The following is a 19,125-nucleotide window of genomic DNA, read 5'->3' on the forward strand; positions in this document are numbered from 1 at the left end:
GAGTACCGATCATCGGAGATCGCAGTGTCCACCCCCATCGTTGATTTGCCATTGCCCAGACAGGACGAGGAGAAGCGGCCCATCCCGGCTGAAAGACCAGGAAGCCGGCGAGCCAAGCGCCTCGACGCGCTGACGGCTGCCGCCTTCCTGACGCCCGGCATGCTCGCATTCGTGGCGTTCGTGATCCTCCCGGCGATCGGCGGACTGGTTCTGACCTTCTTCGAGTGGGATCTCTTCGGCACACCGCAATGGGTCGGGCTCGACAACATCATCCGTCTCTTCGGAGACGCGGACATGTGGCAGGCGCTCGGAGTCACCGCCCTGTTCGTCGTGATGGGGGTCGTTCCGACGATCCTCATCGGCTTCGTCCTGGCCGTTCTCGTCAACACGAAGCTCCCTGGGATCGGTGCGATCCGCGTCTTCTACTTCGCGCCGATGATCGCCTCGGCCGCTGTCGCATCGCTGATCTGGGTCAACCTCTACGGCCAGCAGGGCCTCATCAATCAGGTGCTCTCGTCGGTCGGGATCGACGGGCCGATCTGGCTCTCCGATCTCGTCTGGGCGCGGCCGGCCCTCGTCATCATGATGATCTGGGGTGGCCTTCCGATCGTCATCATCCTGTACATGGCCGGACTCCAACGAGTATCAGACGACATCTACGCGGCAGCCTCACTCGACGGGGCGAGCAAGTGGCGGCAGATCTGGTCGATGACCTGGCCGAACGTGTGGGGCACCACGATCCTCATCGCCGTCCTTCAGGCCGTCAGCTTCGTGAGCGGCTCGTTCGAGATCGCGCTGATCATGACTGACGGCGGCCCGCTCGGCACGACGCAGTCGATCGCCCTGTATTCCTACAAAGTCGCATTCTCCGAGCGCGACATCGGCTACGCGAGCGCACTCTCGCTCTTCCAGCTGGTCCTCATGATCGCCATCGTCCTGGTCGTACGCGTGATCGTGCGAATCCGAAAGGAGCGCAGCTGATGCGTACCTCTCCCCTGCACGCCACGCTCCGCTACACGGCGATCGTGCTCTGCGGACTCATCATGGCCGCACCGTTGCTCTACATGGTCTCCGGATCGCTCCAGTCCGCGGCGGAGGTCTCGGCATTTCCGAAGCCGCTCCTCCCGGAGACCCCGATCTGGCAGAACTTCGTCGATGCCTGGAACTTCCTGACGCCCCAGGTCATCGCCAACACCTTCATCTTCAGCCTCGGAATCGTCGGCCTTCAGCTGCTGCTGTCGCTGCCCGCCGCATTCGCGCTCGCCAAGATCCCGTTCAAGTGGTCTGCGGCCGTGATGGCGACGCTGATCGTGCCGATGTTCATCCCCGGCAACCTCACGCTGATCCCACTGTTCATCGTCACGTTCCAGTTGGGGTGGCTGAACACCTACGCGGGACTGATCATCCCGATGGCGGCCCAGTGCGCCTTCGCGATCCTGCTCTTCCGGCAGTTCTTCGCGACGATGCCGGCGGGCCTCATCGAGGCGGCGCGCATCGACGGGGCGAGTTGGGGGCGCGTGCTCACCTCCATCGCCCTCCCTCTGGCGAAGCCCGCACTCGCCACGTTCTGCTCGATCAGCTTCCTGACCGCATGGAACATGTACATCTGGCCGCAGGTCATCGCACCGAATCCCGCCAACCGGGTCATCAACGTCGCCCTCGCTCCGCTCGCGGGTGGTGAGAACTCTCTGATCTCGCCTGCGGTCGGCCTCGCCGGCGCTGTGATCTCCATGCTGCCCGTGCTCATCGTGTTCATCGTGTTCCAGAAGTGGTACCTCAAGGGAATCGCAGGGACGGGACTCGAGTGAGCCAGTGGCTTGAAGAATCGGCCGACGCTTCTCCGCAGGCCCGGGAGTCCCCTGTGGGGCAGAGCGTCGCCGTCACGAGGCTCCGTGCCGAGTACCAGGATGACGCGTTCGGCATCGCAACCGCGACCCCTCGCCTGTCGTGGCGCATCGAGGGTGCCGGCACCGAATGGCATTCGGATCGATATGAGCTGACGCTCGAACGCTCCAGCGGTGTCGATTCGGTGATCGTCCACTCCCCCGAGCAGCTCTTCGTGCCTTGGCCGTTCGCCCCGCTGGAATCGCGCGAGCGGGTTCGACTGCGCGTGCGGTCGGGAAGCGGGTTCGACTGGTCGGCACCGAGTGCGCCGCTGATCATCGAGGCAGGCCTGCTCGAGCAGAACGACTGGGTGCGAGATCTCATCAGTCCGTCGACCATCGGCGGCCTGACTGACGGCGCCCCGCTGCTCTTCGGCGAGGCCGATCTCGCCGCCACGCCCGTAACCGCGCGCCTCTATCTCACCGCCCACGGCATCGTGGAGTTCACCATCAACGGGCGAAGAGTCGGAGACGATATCTTCGCGCCCGGTTGGACCGCCTACGAGAAGCGGCTGCGCTACCGCACGTACGACATCACAGAGCACCTGCAGGCGGGCCCGAACCGACTGCAGGCGCTCCTGGGCAACGGCTGGTACCGCGGACAGCTCGTGTGGCCGGAGAACCGCTCGAGTTACGGCGATCGTCTGGCATTGCTCGCGCAGATCGAGGTGACGTACGCCGACGGCTCACTCGAGACCTTCGGCACGGATGCCAGTTGGGGTGCCGTCAGCAGCAGCATCCTGTTCGACGACTTCTACGACGGCCAACGCCGCGACATGCGGATCGCCGACTCCCCCGAGGGAAAGGCGATCGACACGGTCGATGTGCAGCGCGGCGCTTTCCACCGACTCGTCGCACCATCGGGCCCGCCGGTGCGCGTCACCGAGACGCTCCCCGCTGTCGAGCTGATCACCTCTCCCTCCGGCAGGACGATCGTCGACTTCGGACAGAACCTCGTCGGCTGGGTGCGCCTGCGCGTCAGCGGTGCCGCCGGCGACGAAGTCACGGTGAGGCACGCCGAAGTGCTGGAACACGGTGAGCTCGGCGTCAGACCGCTGCGCAGCGCGTTGGCGACGAGCGCATACATCCTCTCCGGTCGGCCGGACGAGGTCCTTCAACCCACATTGACCTTCAACGGCTTCCGCTATGCCGAGATCGTGGGCGTGCCTGAGCTGTCTCTCGCAGACGTCGAAGCCCTTGTGCTCGGAACCGATCTGGAGCGGACCGGCTGGTTCGAGTCTTCCGATGCTCGGCTCAACCGGCTCCACGAGAACGTGCTGTGGAGCACCAGAGGGAACTTCCTCGCCGTGCCGACCGACTGCCCGCAACGCGATGAGCGGCTCGGCTGGACGGGCGACATCCAGGTGTTCGCCCCCACCGCGACGACCCTCTTCGACACGGCGGGATTCCTGTCGGAATGGCTGGAGGATCTGGCGGCGGAGCAGAAGAGCGACGGCGGCGTGCCCTTCGTGGTCCCTGACGTCCTGCGCGACCCTGATCCGGCCGCGGCAGCCTGGAGCGATGCGGCGACCATCGTCCCCGAGGCGCTGCATCTCGCCTACGGGGATGTCGGTGTGCTCGAGCGTCAATACGCATCCATGCGTGCGTGGGTCGAGAAGGTGCGCAGCATGGTCGGCGACGATCTGCTGTGGACGAGCGGCGGACCGTTCGGCGACTGGCTCGACCCGACGGCGCCTCCGGAGGACGCGGCGCAGGCGCAGGCCGACCCGGATGTCGTCGCCACGGCCTACTTCGCGCGTTCGAGCGGAATCCTCGCGAGGGCGGCCGCGCTTCTCGGACGACACGCGGACGCGGAGGACTACGCCGATCTTGCGCTGCGCGTGCGTGCGGCGTTCGTGTCTGCGTATGTCAGCGACACCGGCGTGGTGCACAGCGACTGCCAAACCGTGTACGCGCTCGCGATCACCGGCGACCTGTTCGAGACAGACCATCAGCGCGACGGTGCCGGCCGACGCCTGGCAGAGCTGGTCTCGGACGCGGAGTACCGGGTCAGCACAGGCTTCGTGGGCACTCCGCTCATCCTCGATGCACTGTCGAAAGCGGGTCGCGAAGATCTCGCCCATCGGATGCTGCTCACCGAAGCCTGTCCATCGTGGCTGTATGCGGTGTCGATGGGTGCCACGACGGTCTGGGAGCGCTGGGATTCGATGTTGCCTGACGGGTCGATCAATCCGGGCACGATGACGTCGTTCAATCACTATGCGTACGGCGCCGTGGCGGATTGGATGCACCGCTGCGTGGCAGGGCTCGCACCCACATCCCCCGGCTATCGCACGATCGAGGTACGTCCTCTGGTGACCGGCGATCTGTCCTCCGCCTCCGCAAGGCATCTCTCACCGTACGGCGAGATCGCAGTCTCCTGGCGCCTCGAGAACGGCAGCACGAAGCTGTCGCTCTCCGTCCCCTACGGGGTGACGGCCGAGGTCTGGATGCCGGGGGCTTCTGCCCCGACGACCGTCGACCACGGACACCACGAGTTCGGTTCCACATCGTCGACACCATGACGGCACCGCTTGACTCCGATCGATTCGCCGAGCCGCGCGCCGATGACCGCCCCGGGGTTCGCTGGTGGTGGCAGAGCGCTGTGCCGGTCGACGATCTCCTCGGCCAGCTTCGAGTCATCGCCGATGCCGGCTTCCGTGAGGTGGAGATCGCGTTCAGCCGGGAGTTCTGGGGAGACGAGGTGCAGCGCACCGCGCTCACCGCCGTTCTGCGCGAGTCGGAGCGACTGGGCGTCGGCGTGGCGATGACGTTGGGAGCGGCGTGGCCGATCCAGACGCCGAACACCACGACGGGGACGCCCTTCTCCTCCCGCGAACTGCAGTACGGGTCGACGCAGCTCTGCGGCGAAGCCCCATCGCTCGTACCCCTCCCGGCAGCGTTCGACGACCCCGAGGCGAAGCGCACCGCGACGCTGGTGCGCGTCACCGCAGCTCGCGTGCTCGAACGCAATAATCCCCCGTCTGTCGTCGGCGTCGAGGACGAGAAGTCGTCACCGCGTGGGCCGATTCGCCCACCGGCCTCCTCGACCATCCTCGACGCGACGTCGTTGATCGATCTGACGTCCGAGGTCGTCGACTCGACGATCCGTTGGCAGCAGCCCCGTGACGGCGACTGGGTTCTCTTCGCCTTCTGGATGCGCGAGTGCGAGCAGGGGGTGACGAACTTCCTGGATCAGGATGCGACGGCTGCCGCCACCGCGTACATCGACGAGCATCAACTGGGCGCCGAGAACATGGAGCTGCTGCGCCGGGTCGGGACAGACTTCTTCGAGGACTCGTTGGAACTCAACGCCGACTCGCTGTTCTGGACGTCCGACCTGCTCGAGCGCTTCGCCGAGCGGCATGGCTATGATCCGACGCCGTACCTTCCGCTGCTGTTCGCACACGGGATGTCGCACTTCTGGCTGCCGAACGAGGAGACCGTCGCGGACTTCGAACTCGACGATGACAACGGCCCCGGGATCGGGCGTCGCGTACGGCGGGACTACTACCGCCTGCTGACCGACCTCTACATCTCCCGTCGGCTGCTGCCGCTGCAGGAATGGTCGACCACTCACGGGCTCCAGCACAAGGCACAGGCGGCCTATGGACAGAATCTCGAAGCGATTCGCAGCAATCGGGAGTTCGTGCGCGCCGGCGGCCGCGCCGAGGGAGAATCGCTGAACTCCGGCGACAGGTTCCCCATAACCCGTGCGGATCCCACCTGGAAGTTCGCCCTGGACTGGCAGCGCTGCGTCGTGGGCGGAGCGCACCAGGGCGGAGCCGTGCGCATCAGCACCGAACTGGGCGCGCAGTTCCGTGCGGCCTATGCGGTCACTCTCGGCGACCTGCAACGGATGCTGGCGAAGGAGTGGGCGGCGGGCATCACGAAGCCCTTCCTGCATGGCGTGGCCTCCCAGGCGCGCGATGCGGAGTGGCCGGCCCAGACCCGCTTCCAGCAGATCGTGTCGGACAGTTGGAACAGCATCCACTTCCCTGAATGGCCGAACTGGCGACCGCTCACCGACTACTGGGCACGCGGAACCGTCGTGCTCGAGACCGGGGTACCCCGCACAGACGTCGCCATCTACCGGGACGGGTTCCTGACGATCGCTGCGCGCGGCGTACGCGACCCCACGGCAGATGCGACCGCACCCGCCCGACTCGCAGACACCGAGGCCCTCGAGCTGGCCGGTTTCAGCGTGCAGTTCGTCGATCCGCTCGGTGTCATTGAAGGCGTGGGCGAGGGGCCCGTCCTCTTCGCGGAAGGACCGAGCTACCGCGGACTCGTCATCGACGAGCGGATGCTGCCGCCGGAGGCCGCCGAGGCGATCGCCGACGCCGCGGAGCGGGGTGTACGGCTCGTCGTGGTCGGCGAGCCGCCGACCACCGACTCCGGGTTCGCGAACGGCCCCGACGGTGACGAGCGCGTGCGTGCCGCGATCGCCCGCACTCTGTCGATGCCGACGACCGTGCGTGCACGAACGATGGCCGATGCATCCGCTGCCTTCACCCGGCTCGGACTGGTGCCTAGGGCGAGTATCGACGGCGGCGCGGTGCTCACCCAGTGGCGCGAAGCGGGAGGCAGCCGCTATCTGCTCGTGTACAACACGTTGTCAGAGCCGACCGAGACTCGACTGTCGCTCGAGGGAGTGGGCCGGGTACGGGAGCTCGACCTCTGGAGCGGGCGCATCATCCCGGTTCCCCACGCCGCCCAAGGCGACCGCACCACGATCGCAGCACGCATCCCCGCGCTCGGAGTGCGAGTGTTCGAGCTCGACACCGGAATGGAGCCGAGCCGCACCGCTGATGTTCCGCAGGCCGTCACCCACGAGGTGTCGGCGACTCTCGAATGGTGGCGCCTGGAAGTGATCAGCGAAGAGCCCGGCGGCTCGCGCACCATCGTGCTGGATGGCGTCGGGCCTGGCGACTGGCGGACGATCGATGCCCTCAAGGGCGTTTCCGGCATCGGACGCTACGCGGCGCGAGTCGTGCTGCCGGACGAGCCGCTCGTCGGCACGCAGGCGAGGATCCACCTCGGCGCCCTGGCGGGATCGGCGGTGATCCGAGTGGGCGGCCATGCCGTCGGAGTCACCTATCTCGACGACACCGTCATCGGCCTCGGCGGTTCCGTCGTGAACGGGACGGAGATCGAGATCGAAGTCAGGACGTCGCTGCGCAATGCCGTGGTCGAGAACGGGATCGACATCTTCGATGAAGAACCCCTCCGCGCGCATGGTCTTCTCGGTCCGGTGAGGATCGTGTTCGAGCATCCGCCATCCTCCGCACCTCAAGAAGGGCATGCTCCATGAGCCTCCTGAACCTTCCCCGCTCCTTCGAGTTCGGGGTCGCCACCAGCGCCTTCCAGATCGAGGGGGCGTGGGACGCAGACGGCAAGGGTCCGTCGATCTGGGACACCTTCGGTCATACCCCTGGCAAGGTGCTCGACGACATTCCCGGTGACGTCGCCTGCGATCATTACCATCGCTACCCCGAAGACATCGAGATCATGAAATGGCTCGGGCTCGACAGCTACCGATTCTCACTGAGCTGGTCGAGGATCATGCCCGATGGCGTCGGCCGGATAAATCAGAAGGGCCTGGACTTCTACCGCAGGCTCACCGACTCGCTGTTGGATGCCGGCATCACGCCGAACGCCACGCTGTATCACTGGGATCTGCCGCAGGCGCTGCAAGATCGCGGCGGATGGCCCGATCGTGACGTCGCCGATTGGTTCGCGGAGTACGCCGCGGTCGCCTTCGATGCCCTCGGCGATCGCATCGGCCGCTGGGCGACCGTCAACGAGCCCATCTCGACGTGGGTGGGCTACGCCCTGGGGGCTTTCGCACCCGGTCTGCGCGACGAGCGCGCCGGTCGCCAGGCCATGCACAATCAGATGCTCGCCCACGGCAAGGCCGTGCAGGCGTTCCGCGCGGCGGGGTCCCCTGGAGACATCGGTGTCGTGCTCGACATCTGGAAACGCCAGCCCGCCACCGACTCTGCTGACGATCGGGCATTGGCGGCTCAGGGCGAGGACGACGGCTTCCGGTTCTTCCTCGACACGCTTCGCGGTGGCGGCTACAGCGATCGGCTTCGAGAGCGGCTCCAGGCGGAGGGGACGTTTCCGGATGTCCACGACAGCGACCAGGAGATCATCGCGTCGCCCGTGGACTACCTCGGCCTGAACGTCTACTCCCGGGTGGTGGTCAACTCCGAGAACCAGGACTCGAACGGCTGGGCGGAGAGCGATCCTCCCCGGGGCGGCAACTTCCTCGACGACGGATCGGAGTTCTACCCGCGCGCCGTGTACGAGGCGCTGCAGATGGTCCGCGACGACTACGGCTGGAACGGGCCGATCTACATCACCGAGAACGGCCTTCCCGACGGGCCGGCTGATCCCGGTGCGGATCCGCTTCATGATCAGGAGCGGATCCGCTACGTCGGCGGCTTCCTGGAATGGATCGATCGTGCTGTCGCGGAGGGATCGGATGTGCGCGGCTACTACCTGTGGAGCCTGATGGACAACTACGAATGGGGTATGGGCTTCTCCAAGAAGTACGGCATCATCCGGGTGGATCCCGAGACGCTGGTGCGCACCCCGAAGGACTCGGCGCACTGGTACCGCGATGTGATCGCGGCTCATCACGCGTCTCACAGGTCCTGAGACAGAAGCAGGGTGCGGCGCACTCGCCGCACCCTGCTTCGGCTTCGTCAGGTCTGCTACTGAACAGTGACCTGATCCACGAATGCTGTGTTGTCTCCGGTGTTCGTTCCCCTGAACTCGATGGTGTGAGTTCCCGACGTGGTCGTGAACGCCGCTGACGTGAACGTCTGGAACGCGCCGCTCGACGGCGGAACGAATGCAGGGCTGTTCACTCTCACGCCGTCCACGTAGAGGTCGAGCGCCTGCGCGCCACCGTTGTTCTTGCGTTGGGCCAACGAGAACGTCACCGAGTGGGAGCCGGCAGAGAGATTCAGCGTTTGCGATGCCGAGCTCGTTCCCTGGATGAATGCGGTCTGCTGACCGTCTTTCGCACCCTGAGTGCCGCTGAACGGACTGGTGTTGCGCTGCACCCCTGCCGAGCCGGCGAAGTGCCACACTCCACCGGGCTCGTACGTGTAGAAGGTCGTCGAAGGGCTTTCAAAGCTCCCGTTCAACAGCCGGTTCACGTACAGCGGGCCGCTTCCCGAGACCACGACGCTGTCGACCTTCACATCCCCTGCCACGTCGATCGGATCGACACGCAACTGCCTGATCTCGCCGGTCCACTGCGGATTGGACGCCATGTCGACGGCGTACGTCGTGTAGCCGCTGTTCGGCGCCACGGCGAAGGCCACGGACTTCGATTCGCTCGCCCCCGGCGAAGACGGGGTCGTGAAATAGATTCTCCCTGTCGTGCTGGCAGTGTCATTGCTCATCCTGACCGTCACTGTCGTGGCAGAGGCGGCGTCAAGATGTAGCTGGTCAGGAGATTCGATTCGCGGATCGGTCCCGGTCGAGGTGAGGTTCAGCGAGCTCAGGTCCGCACCCTCTGCGGTCGTCGACGTCGCACCCCACACCTTCCACCGGCTCTCCTGGCCGCTGTTGAAGCCCCAGTCGTATGCCTCGTCGGGAGTCGACGTGTACGCGACGCTCGGGGTCCAGCTCGCCTTGTCATTCGCCGACGCCCCGTTCTCGTTCGTCTCGAAACGGAGAACGTCGCCTGCATCCACCTCCAAGTTGTCGAGCACATATCCGACGCCCGTGTACTCGTCTCCGGCAGCGACCATCTGTGCGCCGCTGGCCGGCCAGATCGGCGTACCGTTCATCGTGATCCGGGCCAGGATCCCATTGCCGAGCCCGGTGTTGTCCGACTTGAGAATGCGCCCGCGAAGACTGACCGTCCCGGTGGAGGGAGCCGTCCACGCTCTGGCGACCCAGCCCGTGGTCGTCGTGCCAGGATGCTGGTCGAATTGAGTGATCTCCGGCACATTCTGCCCTGCCGGGGTCCACTTCTCCGCTCCCGCGTTATAGATCAGGTCGGAATATGCCGCCCCGTCGAATGCCTGATAAGACCATCCGTTCAGGCCCTGAGTGCCGCTGAAATCGGCCGCGGAGAAGAACACATTTCCCGAGCCGTTGGAAAGGGTCTGGTTGTTCGTCGTCGTGAAGCCGGCGAAACCGTTGCCCTGGTCATACAGGAAGTTCGAGTTGACGTTGATGTTGTCTTTGATCGTGCCAGTGATCGGTGACGCTGCGCCGACCTGGTTGAGGACCAGGATCGGACCGTACCCCTTCGCGACGCCGTTGTTGACCATCACATTGGACGACGACTCGTTGTTCGTCGAATAGTCGCCGGGACGACCTCCGAGCTTCAGGAATGACATGGCAGATCCAGGCGTGTTCGCGAACAGGGAGTTGCGGGCCCGCACGTTGTTGTTGAGAATCTCGAAGTCGAGCGCGTTCTCATCATTCGAACCGGTGTTCGTGACATTGGTGACCATTGAGTTGACGAATGTGACGTCTTCCAGATGGCCGAGGATCACGGCCGTCGTGCCACCGACGTGGTGGCACGGCGCTTCATTGTTCAGAGTGGAGTTCATGATCACCGCGTGCGTGACGGTGAAGAGACGGAGCGCTTCGTCGCACCCCCAGTCGTTGTCGTGACTGGCAAGGCGATTGATCACGACGTCCTGCACCATGTTGGCTCCCGCGCCGCCGCTGCCGCCGACGTTGGACTCCACCTGCTGCATCTGTCCGAGCATGTCGATACCGATGGTGTTCAAGTTGTGCTGGCCTGTGATGTCGACCATACGCACGCCTTTGAGGAAGTAGTCGGTCGACGAGAACGTGGTGTATTTGCCCGTGATCTGGATGCCGGAAGAGTTGCGTACGTTGTCGACAAGCGCGCTGGGTACCGGGGTGTCGACGACGCCGTCGGTGTAGAAGATCAGGCCTTTGATGTCGTGCGCGTAGATATCGGTGAAGCTCAAGCCCTTGTGTCCGAGGGTGTCGTAGTAAGCGAGTATGCCGGACGCCGCGTTGGAGACTTCGAGATGGCTGAAGCTCCAGTAGTCGCCGTTGACGAGCTTGATCACTCGGTCGTTCACCGATCCGTTACGGGTGATCACGGGATTGGCGCCACTGCCGTATGCGCTGACGGATATCCCGTTGGTCGCGGTCCCAGAACCCGTGAGGTTCATCTGCTGATTCCAGGTGGCGCCCTTGGCGAGGAGGATCGAGTCACCGGGGCCGAACGCGCCGTGCGAATTGATCGGATCGAACGTGCACCAGGGCTGCGCCTGGGTTGCAGCTCCTGAGTCACTGCAATTGGAGCCAGTCTGATTGTTGACGTAGTAAGCAGTACCGACGGCCCACGCCGGCTGGCTGATCCCGGTCAGGGCCAGCGTGGCAAGCGTGATGGCAGTCATGGCCGCGATCATTCTTCGCCTCATGTCAAGATCCTCTTCCTCATTGAAGTCGGTGTTGCAGGTGCGGACAGCGTGATGAGAAGGGCGGGCCCCGTCGGGGCCCGCCCGCGCGCAGGTGGTGTGGTGTGGACTACTGCGCCCACTCCTCCGTCCACTTCGCTTCCACGGCCTGTTCCTTGGCCCAGGCCACGGCGTTGTCATTGAGCTTGATCAGCTCATCCTCGAGCGACGTCGTGCCGAGGAGGTAGCCGGTGCGCGTGTTCTCGGCCGCGACGGCCTTCGGCCCCCGCCACAGTCCGCCGTTCTGGCCGCCGAGGGAGAGCGTCGCCCAGGCGCCGGCGTTCATGGCCTCGAGGCCAGGAGGGGCGGTCAGAGCCGAGACCGCGGGAATGCCTCCCGTCTCGTCGAGCCAGGTCTGCACCTTGGGGCTCGAGACGTACTGCAGGAACGTGATCGCCGCATCCAACTGCTTGCCCTTGATGTACGCCGGGATCATGTAAGCCGTTCCTCCGTTGTTCACGCCGAACTGCGCCGGCTCACCGGTCGCCTGGTCCGAATCGCTCTTCGCGAGCGTCGGGAACGGGATCGTGCCGTATTCGAAGTCCACCGTGTCGAGTTGCGTGGAGGCGAAGTTGGTACCCCACGCCATCGCGGCCTTGTTGCCGGGGAAGTCCGTCCCTCCGGTGAACGCCCCCTCCGAGTTGATGCCGGACCAGTTCGGCGTCGCACACTCGTCGTAGAGCTTCTTGAGCGACTCGAGGACGGCGGCGAAACCGGGGTCCTTCGACATGTTGATCTCGTCGGTGAGATAGCCGTGTGCGACGCTCTTGACGGTCACGGGCGAGCTTGTGCCCGCTTCGCCATCCGCACCGAACTGGTTCACTGCCTCGGTCTCCGGCACGAGCAGCATCGAGGACAGCGCCGTCGACGCCCAACCGACAGGGAGGTTGCCGTTGTCCGTCGCGAGCGGGATATGGCCGGCGTCCTTGATCTCACGGCACGCATCGAGGAACCCGTCGAAGGTCGCGAGATCTTCGACATCGACGCCGGCGTCGTCGAGGATGTCCTTGTTGAAATAGATGCCGACAGACACGAGATTGAAGGGGATCGACTCGTAGTGTCCGGCCGTGTTCTGGCCCAGACGGTCATCACCGCCGAAGTACTTCGAATTGAAGTCCTCGATCCAAGGCTTGCCGGTGTCGGAGAACTCGTTCGGCTCCGCCAGTGCCTCGTCGAGGGAGACGACTTGGTCAGGCGAATGCGTCGTCTGGTTGAAGATCAACTCCGGTGCGGTGCCGGCAGTCAATTGGGCAGCGGACGTCTGCGACCACGAGCTGAGCGGCAGCACGTTGGTCTTCACTTCGATGTCGGGGTTGTCCTTCTCGAAGTTGCTGATGAGGTCGTCCCACGCCGGACCGAAGGTCTTCGTGTCGCTCGTGAACTGGTTGGGCCCGGAAAGGGTGATGGTCACCGTGTCCGAATCGCCACCGGCGGGCGCGCATCCGGCGAGCGCTGCGATGGTGCCCAGCGTCGCCAACGACGCGATCACGGCCAGGCCGCTCCGCCGCGGAGACAACGTCTTCGTTGTATTGAGCATGCTTCCTCTTTCTCGCTAATCGATGTTCGGGAACTGCCGTGTCGGGAGAGTAAATCGTTTCATTTGCTGACCGCCGGAGGCCGCGTGCGGCCCACCCGTTCACGCCGGAGGAGCGAGCGGGGCGGCTCAGTGAGCGCCGGGCACACCGCCCTGCACTCCGGCGAGGAAGTACTTCGACAGGAAGGTGAAGAGCAGCACGAGGGGCAGGCTGGCGATCAGGTAGCCGGCCATCAGAGGCCCGTAGTCCGTCGCATTCTGCCCCTGGAAGAACTGCAGCCCGACCGACACCGTGCGCAGACTGTCGTCGGAGATCACGAGCAGTGGCCAGAAGAAGTCGTTCCACACCTCGCTGACGGTGAGCAGTGAGATCGTCCCGAGCACCGGGAGCGAGAGCGGAAGCATCACGGACCAGTACATCCGCGCGCCGCTGGCGCCGTCGAGGCGAGCCGCATCGAACAGCGCTTGAGGTATCCCCTCGACGAAATTGCGGATGAGGATGGTGCCGAGCACACTTCCGCCGACGGTGTACGGGACCACGAGCACGATGTAGGTGTTCAGCAGCCCCAGGTCTTTCATGATGATGAAGAGCGGGATCAGGTTCGCCAGCCCCGGGACCATCATGAGTACCAGCACGGCTCCGAAGATGAGCCCCCGGCCGGCGAATCGATAGCGAGCGAGCACGAACCCGGAGATCGACGCGATCAGCAGGATCAGCACGATCGAGATCACCGCGACGACGGCCGTGTTGAACAGGTACGGCTGGATCTGCTCCCAGGCGACCGTGTAGTTCTCGAAGTGCAGGGGGAAGGAGACTGCCCAGAAGCTGTCCGCGAACTGCTGATTCGTCTTGAACGACGTCACCACCATGAACAGGTAGGGCGCAAGGGCGACTGTCGCGATGAGGATCAGCACGGTCTTGATGCCGATCTGTCGCGACCCCGGCTGAGCACGCCTTCTCGTCGCATCCGTGTTGACACTGCTGGACTGGACGACAGTCACATTGCACCTCCGTCGGCTGTTGAGGAATCACGTCTGCGCGCCACGATGACAACCGCACTGATGATCATCGTGATGACGAACAAGGTCGTGGACAGCGCCGCGGAGTAGCCCCAGTCGCCACCCTGGAAGGCGACGTTGATCATCCGCAGGATGGGCACCATGGTCGCGTTGTCCGGTCCCCCGGAGGTGAGCACGTAGGCGACGAATCCGTATTGCAGGGTGCCGACGATGGCGAGGAACACGAGAATGCGCACCTGGCTCGCCATCAGCGGCAGGTCGATCTGCCAGAAACGTGCGAATCGCCCGACGCCGTCGAGCTGCGCTGCTTCGAGGACTTCGGTGGGGATGTTCTGCAGGCTCGAGTAGAAGATCAGGAACGGCAGTCCGGCGATGAAGGGGAAGCCGACGAAGAGCAGGGAGAGGAGGGCAGTACTCGCCTGCCCGGTCCAGTTCTGCGCCAGTGCTTCAAGCCCGAGTGCCTTGAGCGCCTGATTGATCACGCCATCGTTCGGGCTGTAGAAGAAGCCCCAGACGAGCGCCGTCACCACGCCGGGGAAGGCCATCGGAACGATGAGGATCGTACGCATCGTGAACTGCCAACGCGGGCTTCTCAGGGAGATCAGGAGCTCGGCCGCGAGCAGCGGGAACACCCATGCGACCACGGAGAACAGGAAGATGATGCCGAGATTCCGGAACGACGACCACCAGATCTGGTCGCTGAACATCGTGACGTAGTTGTCGATGCCCAGGAACGTCGAATCCGCAGCCGGCTGCCAGTGGAAGAACGACCAGAAGATGGCGGAGATGGCGGGGGTAGTACGCGAAGTACCCGATGAGCAATGCGAGCGGCAGGAGCGCGATATAGATCCACCAGCGGACTGCTCGCCTGCGAGGGGCACGCACCGTCTTCCGCGAATCCGACGGCACGGACGGACTGAGCGCAGCGGCATCAAGTGTCACGACCAAGTTCAGCCCCTCATCATCGAGTTCGAACCGGAAGCGACTGAAGCAACGTCCGGATCAGAATAAAACGTTTCACTATGATCGCGGTAAATTGACAGGTACGTCAAGTCCTCCCACAGGAAATCGATTCATTTTGTTTAAAATCGGCAATCGCTATGATCGTCAGTCAGCGACAATCTTCGGATCCGGGACGATCCGCAACAGCGGGAGCGATTGATTTGGTCAGTATTCGAGATGTGGCACATCGCGCGGATGTGTCGATCGGCACGGTCTCCAAGTACCTGAACACGCCGCTTCGCGTCGCACCCGACACGAAGAAGCGCATCGCCAAGGCGATCCGCGACCTGGGGTATGTGCGCAATGAGGCCGCCCGCCAATTGCGTGCGGGAGCGAGCAAGACCCTGGCCTTCGTGGCACTCGAGCTGAACAATCCGTTCTTCGGCGACGTCGCCGAAGCGATGGAGCGACGAGCAGCCGAGAACGGGCTGTACCTCTTCATCGTGAGCAGCAACGGCGATCCCGAGCGCGAAGGCCGCTACATCGAGATGTTCGTGCAGCAGCGCGTCTACGGCGTGATCCTCGCATCCGGAATGACTCGCGAGCGCGAACTCGACACACTCTCCTCACGCCGCATCCCGACCGTGCTGGTCGATGCATATGGTCCATCGGATCGTTTCTCATCGACATCGGTGAACGACTTCCTCGGCGCGGAGCGAGCGGTCACCCACCTGATCGAACAGGGCTGCAGGTCGATCGCCTTCGTCGGCGGCGAGATCCAGATCCACCAGATCGCTGAGCGGCTGCGTGGCGCTCGCTCGGCCGTCGCTGCGCACTCCGGTGTCGCACTCGAAGTCCTCCCCACCTCCGAACGCTCGGTCCAGGCCGGGCTGGCCGTCGGCGAACAGCTGCTGAGCAGGCCGAGAAAGCTCTGGCCGGACGGCATCTTCGCGGCGAACGACTCCCTGGCGATGGGAGCCATGCAGGCCATCTCCTCCGGCTCGGACATGCGCATCCCCGAAGACATCGCCCTCGTCGGCTACGACGATATCGACTTCGCTTCGACGGCGGCAGTGCCGCTGTCGACCGTTCGAAGACCACGGGAGGTGTTCGGCCGCAGCGCGGTGGACCTCGTGAAGGACCAGGCGGAGTCTTCAGAGGCATTGCCGGTACGCAGCATCGTGATCCAACCCGAGCTCATCGTGCGATCGAGCTCGCGGCGAACCTGAGCATCGCCTCATCGCCGGCTACAGCCGCGAGGACGTGATCCGCACCGACTCTCCGCGCACGTACGGCTCGGAGATCGCCACGCCCTCGCCCGCGAGCGACACCGTGTCGGCAGTGACCAGGATCTCGAGCTGCTTTCCTCGCCAGACGAGGTGACGCACACCGGCATCCGTCAGAGCCGAAGGCAGGTTCGGGGTGATCACCAGGGCGTCCGGCTCCGCCTCCGCCCCGATGAACGCGTACAGGAAGCTCGCGGGGGCGAGCCCGCTCTCGGGGAACGGGATGTCGGTTCCGACGGAGGTGGCGCCCGGGCTGTTGACCGTGCCTTCACCCCGGAACAACGGGGACCCGCCGCTGATGTGGTCGGGTTCGCTCCAGCGGTCGAGCATCGCCGTCATCCGCGCCCAGGCGTCGTCCGCACCCCGGTAGCGCGCACGAGCCATGACATCGAACCCGGACGTGTAGAGGATGGCCCCGCCATCCTGCACCTCGTCACCCCACGGCGTCGTCAGGTGGGTCAGGAAGAACCAGTAGCTGTTGCGACGGGTCGTCGAACGGGGCGCGAACACCCACTTCGAATAGATGTCGGCCGGGCCCTCGAAGTACTCGCCCAGGGCTACGAGGAACCGAGATGAGGCCTTCGGGTCGATCGCGCCGTCGAAGTATGCCGCACCGCCGGGAGCGGCCGTCCCCGATGACCACCAGGCCAGGTCGCCGCTGACGTTCGACACCTCCAGGTAGTACACGCCGGGCGACTGCTTGGGAACATCGATGTGCGCGACCCGCCCGTCGGACCAGTCGCTGAACTGCTTCTCGGCGATCTTGACGGCGCTCGCGCTGTACGGCGTCCCTGCGAACAGGGTCATCGTGAATGCTGCTCCTCGCGCGCCATACGTCGGGAAGCGCGCGGCCACGCTCACGAACCCGGCGTTGGCGGTGAAGCTCTGCGCCATGGTGTGACCGGCCTCGATCTTCGGCGCGAGCCCACCGCTCTCGATGAGGACCACGGAATCCTGCACCTCGGTATGGCCGTTGTCGAGCCAGTCGAAGATCTGCGCAGCTTGTTCGGTGGAGGGCAGTCCGAATGACGCGGCCTCGAGGTTGACGTACGTCGAACCGTAGTCGTGAGCGATCCCGTCCACGTCGACCGTCTGCACGTACCTGCCCGCGTCCTTGTTCCAGAACTCGTCGCCGTACCGCTTCTTCGTGAGTTTTCGCACCTTCCTCAACTGCGCCGCCCTCGCGGAGTCGCCGCTGTGCTTCTCGAGCTGCGCGAGTGCCTCGAGCGCCCCGTAGAAGTAGGCGTTCAGGAACGCATCCTTGTATCCGAAGGAGGTGACGTCCCAGTAGTTGGAAGGGAGGGATCCGTCGGTGCCGTCGTGGTCCGGCGACGTGATCGTGACGATTCCGCTCTTGCCGTCGAGAGAGTCGAGGTAGAAGTCCATCGCCCGCCTCACGCGGGGCATCATCGTGGCGAGGAACTCCTCGTCGCCCGTCCACGAGTAGTAGCGCCAGGTGCCGAGGATGTACATCGCGTTCGACGTGAAGTGTCTGGCGTCGAAAAGCTTCGGGTCGGGGAACGGCCATCCCCGTGAGTCTCCCCACGACCAGACGTAGCCGTCGTCGTCCTGCTTCGTGTTCAGGATGGAATCCGCTTGCGCCCGCGAGCCGGCAGTTCCTGTCCAGTCGAGGATGCGGCCGTTCCAGTCCGCCCAATCCATCGCATGCCCGTCGAATCGGTAGCTGAACGCCCGTTCCCAGTAGAACGTGGAGATCTGCGCGGCTCTCCCCTGATCGGATGCGACGAACACGGGGAAGATCTCCGGAAGGTCCTCGGTGTGTGCAATGAGACCGACGTCGAGCACACGCGAGATCGTCGCTTCCGCATCAGCACTTCCCGACGAGAGCGTCAACGTCAATGCGTCGTCGGCCATCTTTCCGTCAAGACCCGGCTGAGCGCCGCTGAACTGGAGGTCGTACGGTCCGGTGCCGGTCGCGGTCACCGTCGCCGTTCCCGTCACCGGGTTCGTCCACGCATCGCGCCTCTTCATCTGCTGAGCCGGCAGGTACGCTCCCTCGTCTCCGTGGAAGCGACTGAACAGGATCCCATCCGCATAGTCGACCGAGTAGCCGTCCTTCACCCAGGACGTGATCAGCGTCATCCCTGGGTCCTTGCGGGCTGCGCCCTTCCACTGGACCTCGTACGCCATCGCCATCTTGGGTCCGTCGAGCCGCAGGTCCCAGGAAGCGACGCCGTCGACGTTAAAGCCGCTCACATCGAGCGTCATCGTTCGATTCTGCTGTCGCTGCCTGTTGTTGTACGCCGCTCCGCCGAGATCGACCGTGGTGCCGTCAAGACGGCTCCACCAGCCAGGCGTGCCGACGGCCGCGGAGATCTCCAGGTAGTACACGCCGGCGGGCTGCGCCGGGACGTCCAGGTATGCCCAGCCGTTGTCCTGCACCGGCGAGATGTCCCGCGCGGCGATCTCGGTGAGGCCGGTCTCCGGGCTCCCCGAATAGAGCGTCATCGTCACGTTCGAACTCGAGCTGCTCCATGTGGGGAACTGCCCACCGACCCGCGTGAAGCGGTACATCGCCGTGGTGAACGTCTGGCCGAGAGTGCTGCCGACCGGAAGCGGGACGGGTGAATTCAGCTGGCTCTGCTTGAGCGATGCTGTCGAAGGGAGCTGGATGCCCGTCAGGCTCAGGGTGCCGTCCGCGCTCTGGAACGCCACGTCGCTGTTGAAGCCCCTGTCGAAGAAGTCAGTGGCCCCGAGGAACACTCCGCGGAAGGCGGCGGGCTCGTAGGCTCCCGCGCCCGTCGGATCGCACGCCACGTCCGTGAGCTTGCCGTATGACCCGGTCAGACTGAAGAATCCGTTCTCGAGTCGGTAGGTGTCCTCTTCCGCCGCGAGGGCGGCCTGCGAGCCTGCGAATGAGCTCGCCGCGGCGAGCATCAGCCCGCCACCCGTGCCTTGGAGAAATCGGCGCCGCGTCGTCTTGAACTCGCTGATCTTCATTCGCAATCTCCATCATCATTGATATT

The 19,125-nt window shown here is 64.6% G+C and carries 10 protein-coding genes and 1 pseudogene; 6 read left to right on the forward strand and 5 right to left on the reverse strand.

Translation table 11 applies throughout. The annotated features are described in order from the left end of the window. Positions 1 to 24 precede the first annotated feature (24 nt). Genes QFZ46_RS04065 through QFZ46_RS04085 form a run of 5 tightly spaced genes read left to right on the forward strand, consistent with a single transcriptional unit; the run spans position 25 to position 8,549 of the window. Positions 25 to 981 carry a carbohydrate ABC transporter permease gene (locus QFZ46_RS04065; RefSeq protein ID WP_307358538.1) on the forward strand — a complete coding sequence of 319 codons (957 nt, stop codon included), beginning with the start codon at positions 25 to 27 and terminating at the stop codon, positions 979 to 981. After that, positions 981 to 1,808, forward strand: coding sequence for a carbohydrate ABC transporter permease (locus tag QFZ46_RS04070; RefSeq protein ID WP_307358540.1), 828 nt, complete (start codon positions 981 to 983; stop codon positions 1,806 to 1,808). The genes QFZ46_RS04065 and QFZ46_RS04070 overlap by 1 nt, the downstream gene beginning before the upstream one ends. Continuing rightward, positions 1,805 to 4,408, forward strand: coding sequence for a family 78 glycoside hydrolase catalytic domain (locus QFZ46_RS04075; protein ID WP_307358542.1), 2,604 nt, complete (start codon positions 1,805 to 1,807; stop codon positions 4,406 to 4,408). The genes QFZ46_RS04070 and QFZ46_RS04075 overlap by 4 nt, the downstream gene beginning before the upstream one ends. Beyond that, complete coding sequence (locus tag QFZ46_RS04080) at positions 4,405 to 7,197, forward strand: glycosyl hydrolase (RefSeq protein ID WP_307358544.1); 2,793 nt, start codon at positions 4,405 to 4,407, stop codon at positions 7,195 to 7,197. The genes QFZ46_RS04075 and QFZ46_RS04080 overlap by 4 nt, the downstream gene beginning before the upstream one ends. After that, positions 7,194 to 8,549 (forward strand): GH1 family beta-glucosidase, encoded by a 1,356-nt coding sequence (locus QFZ46_RS04085; RefSeq protein ID WP_307358547.1) that lies wholly within the window; start codon positions 7,194 to 7,196, stop codon positions 8,547 to 8,549. The genes QFZ46_RS04080 and QFZ46_RS04085 overlap by 4 nt, the downstream gene beginning before the upstream one ends. A 56-nt stretch (positions 8,550 to 8,605) precedes the next feature. Here QFZ46_RS04085 and QFZ46_RS04090 read toward each other — a convergent pair whose 3' ends face one another. The 4 genes from QFZ46_RS04090 to QFZ46_RS04105 form a co-directional block, all read right to left on the reverse strand. After that, positions 8,606 to 11,296 (reverse strand): hypothetical protein, encoded by a 2,691-nt coding sequence (locus tag QFZ46_RS04090; RefSeq protein WP_307358548.1) that lies wholly within the window; start codon positions 11,294 to 11,296, stop codon positions 8,606 to 8,608. A 130-nt stretch (positions 11,297 to 11,426) separates the two neighbouring features. Beyond that, positions 11,427 to 12,893 carry an ABC transporter substrate-binding protein gene (locus tag QFZ46_RS04095; RefSeq protein ID WP_307358550.1) on the reverse strand — a complete coding sequence of 489 codons (1,467 nt, stop codon included), beginning with the start codon at positions 12,891 to 12,893 and terminating at the stop codon, positions 11,427 to 11,429. A 126-nt stretch (positions 12,894 to 13,019) separates the two neighbouring features. Further along, positions 13,020 to 13,892, reverse strand: coding sequence for a carbohydrate ABC transporter permease (locus tag QFZ46_RS04100; protein ID WP_307358552.1), 873 nt, complete (start codon positions 13,890 to 13,892; stop codon positions 13,020 to 13,022). Further along, positions 13,889 to 14,791: a carbohydrate ABC transporter permease gene (locus QFZ46_RS04105; protein WP_307358555.1), complete on the reverse strand. Its 903-nt coding sequence runs from the start codon at positions 14,789 to 14,791 to the stop codon at positions 13,889 to 13,891. The genes QFZ46_RS04100 and QFZ46_RS04105 overlap by 4 nt, the downstream gene beginning before the upstream one ends. Positions 14,792 to 15,010: 219 nt before the next feature. Here QFZ46_RS04105 and QFZ46_RS04110 point away from each other — a divergent pair. Continuing rightward, a pseudogene (locus QFZ46_RS04110) lies at positions 15,011 to 16,009 on the forward strand (LacI family DNA-binding transcriptional regulator); the annotation flags it as partial. A gap of 90 nt (positions 16,010 to 16,099) precedes the next feature. Here the strand turns inward: QFZ46_RS04110 and QFZ46_RS04115 are convergent. Next, entirely contained in the window at positions 16,100 to 19,099 is a 3,000-nt protein-coding gene (locus QFZ46_RS04115; protein ID WP_307358559.1) for an MGH1-like glycoside hydrolase domain-containing protein, read from the reverse strand. Positions 19,100 to 19,125: the final 26 nt, after the last annotated feature.

The organism is Microbacterium murale (assembly GCF_030815955.1).
In the GTDB taxonomy this organism is placed as follows: Bacteria; Actinomycetota; Actinomycetes; order Actinomycetales; family Microbacteriaceae; genus Microbacterium; species Microbacterium murale_A.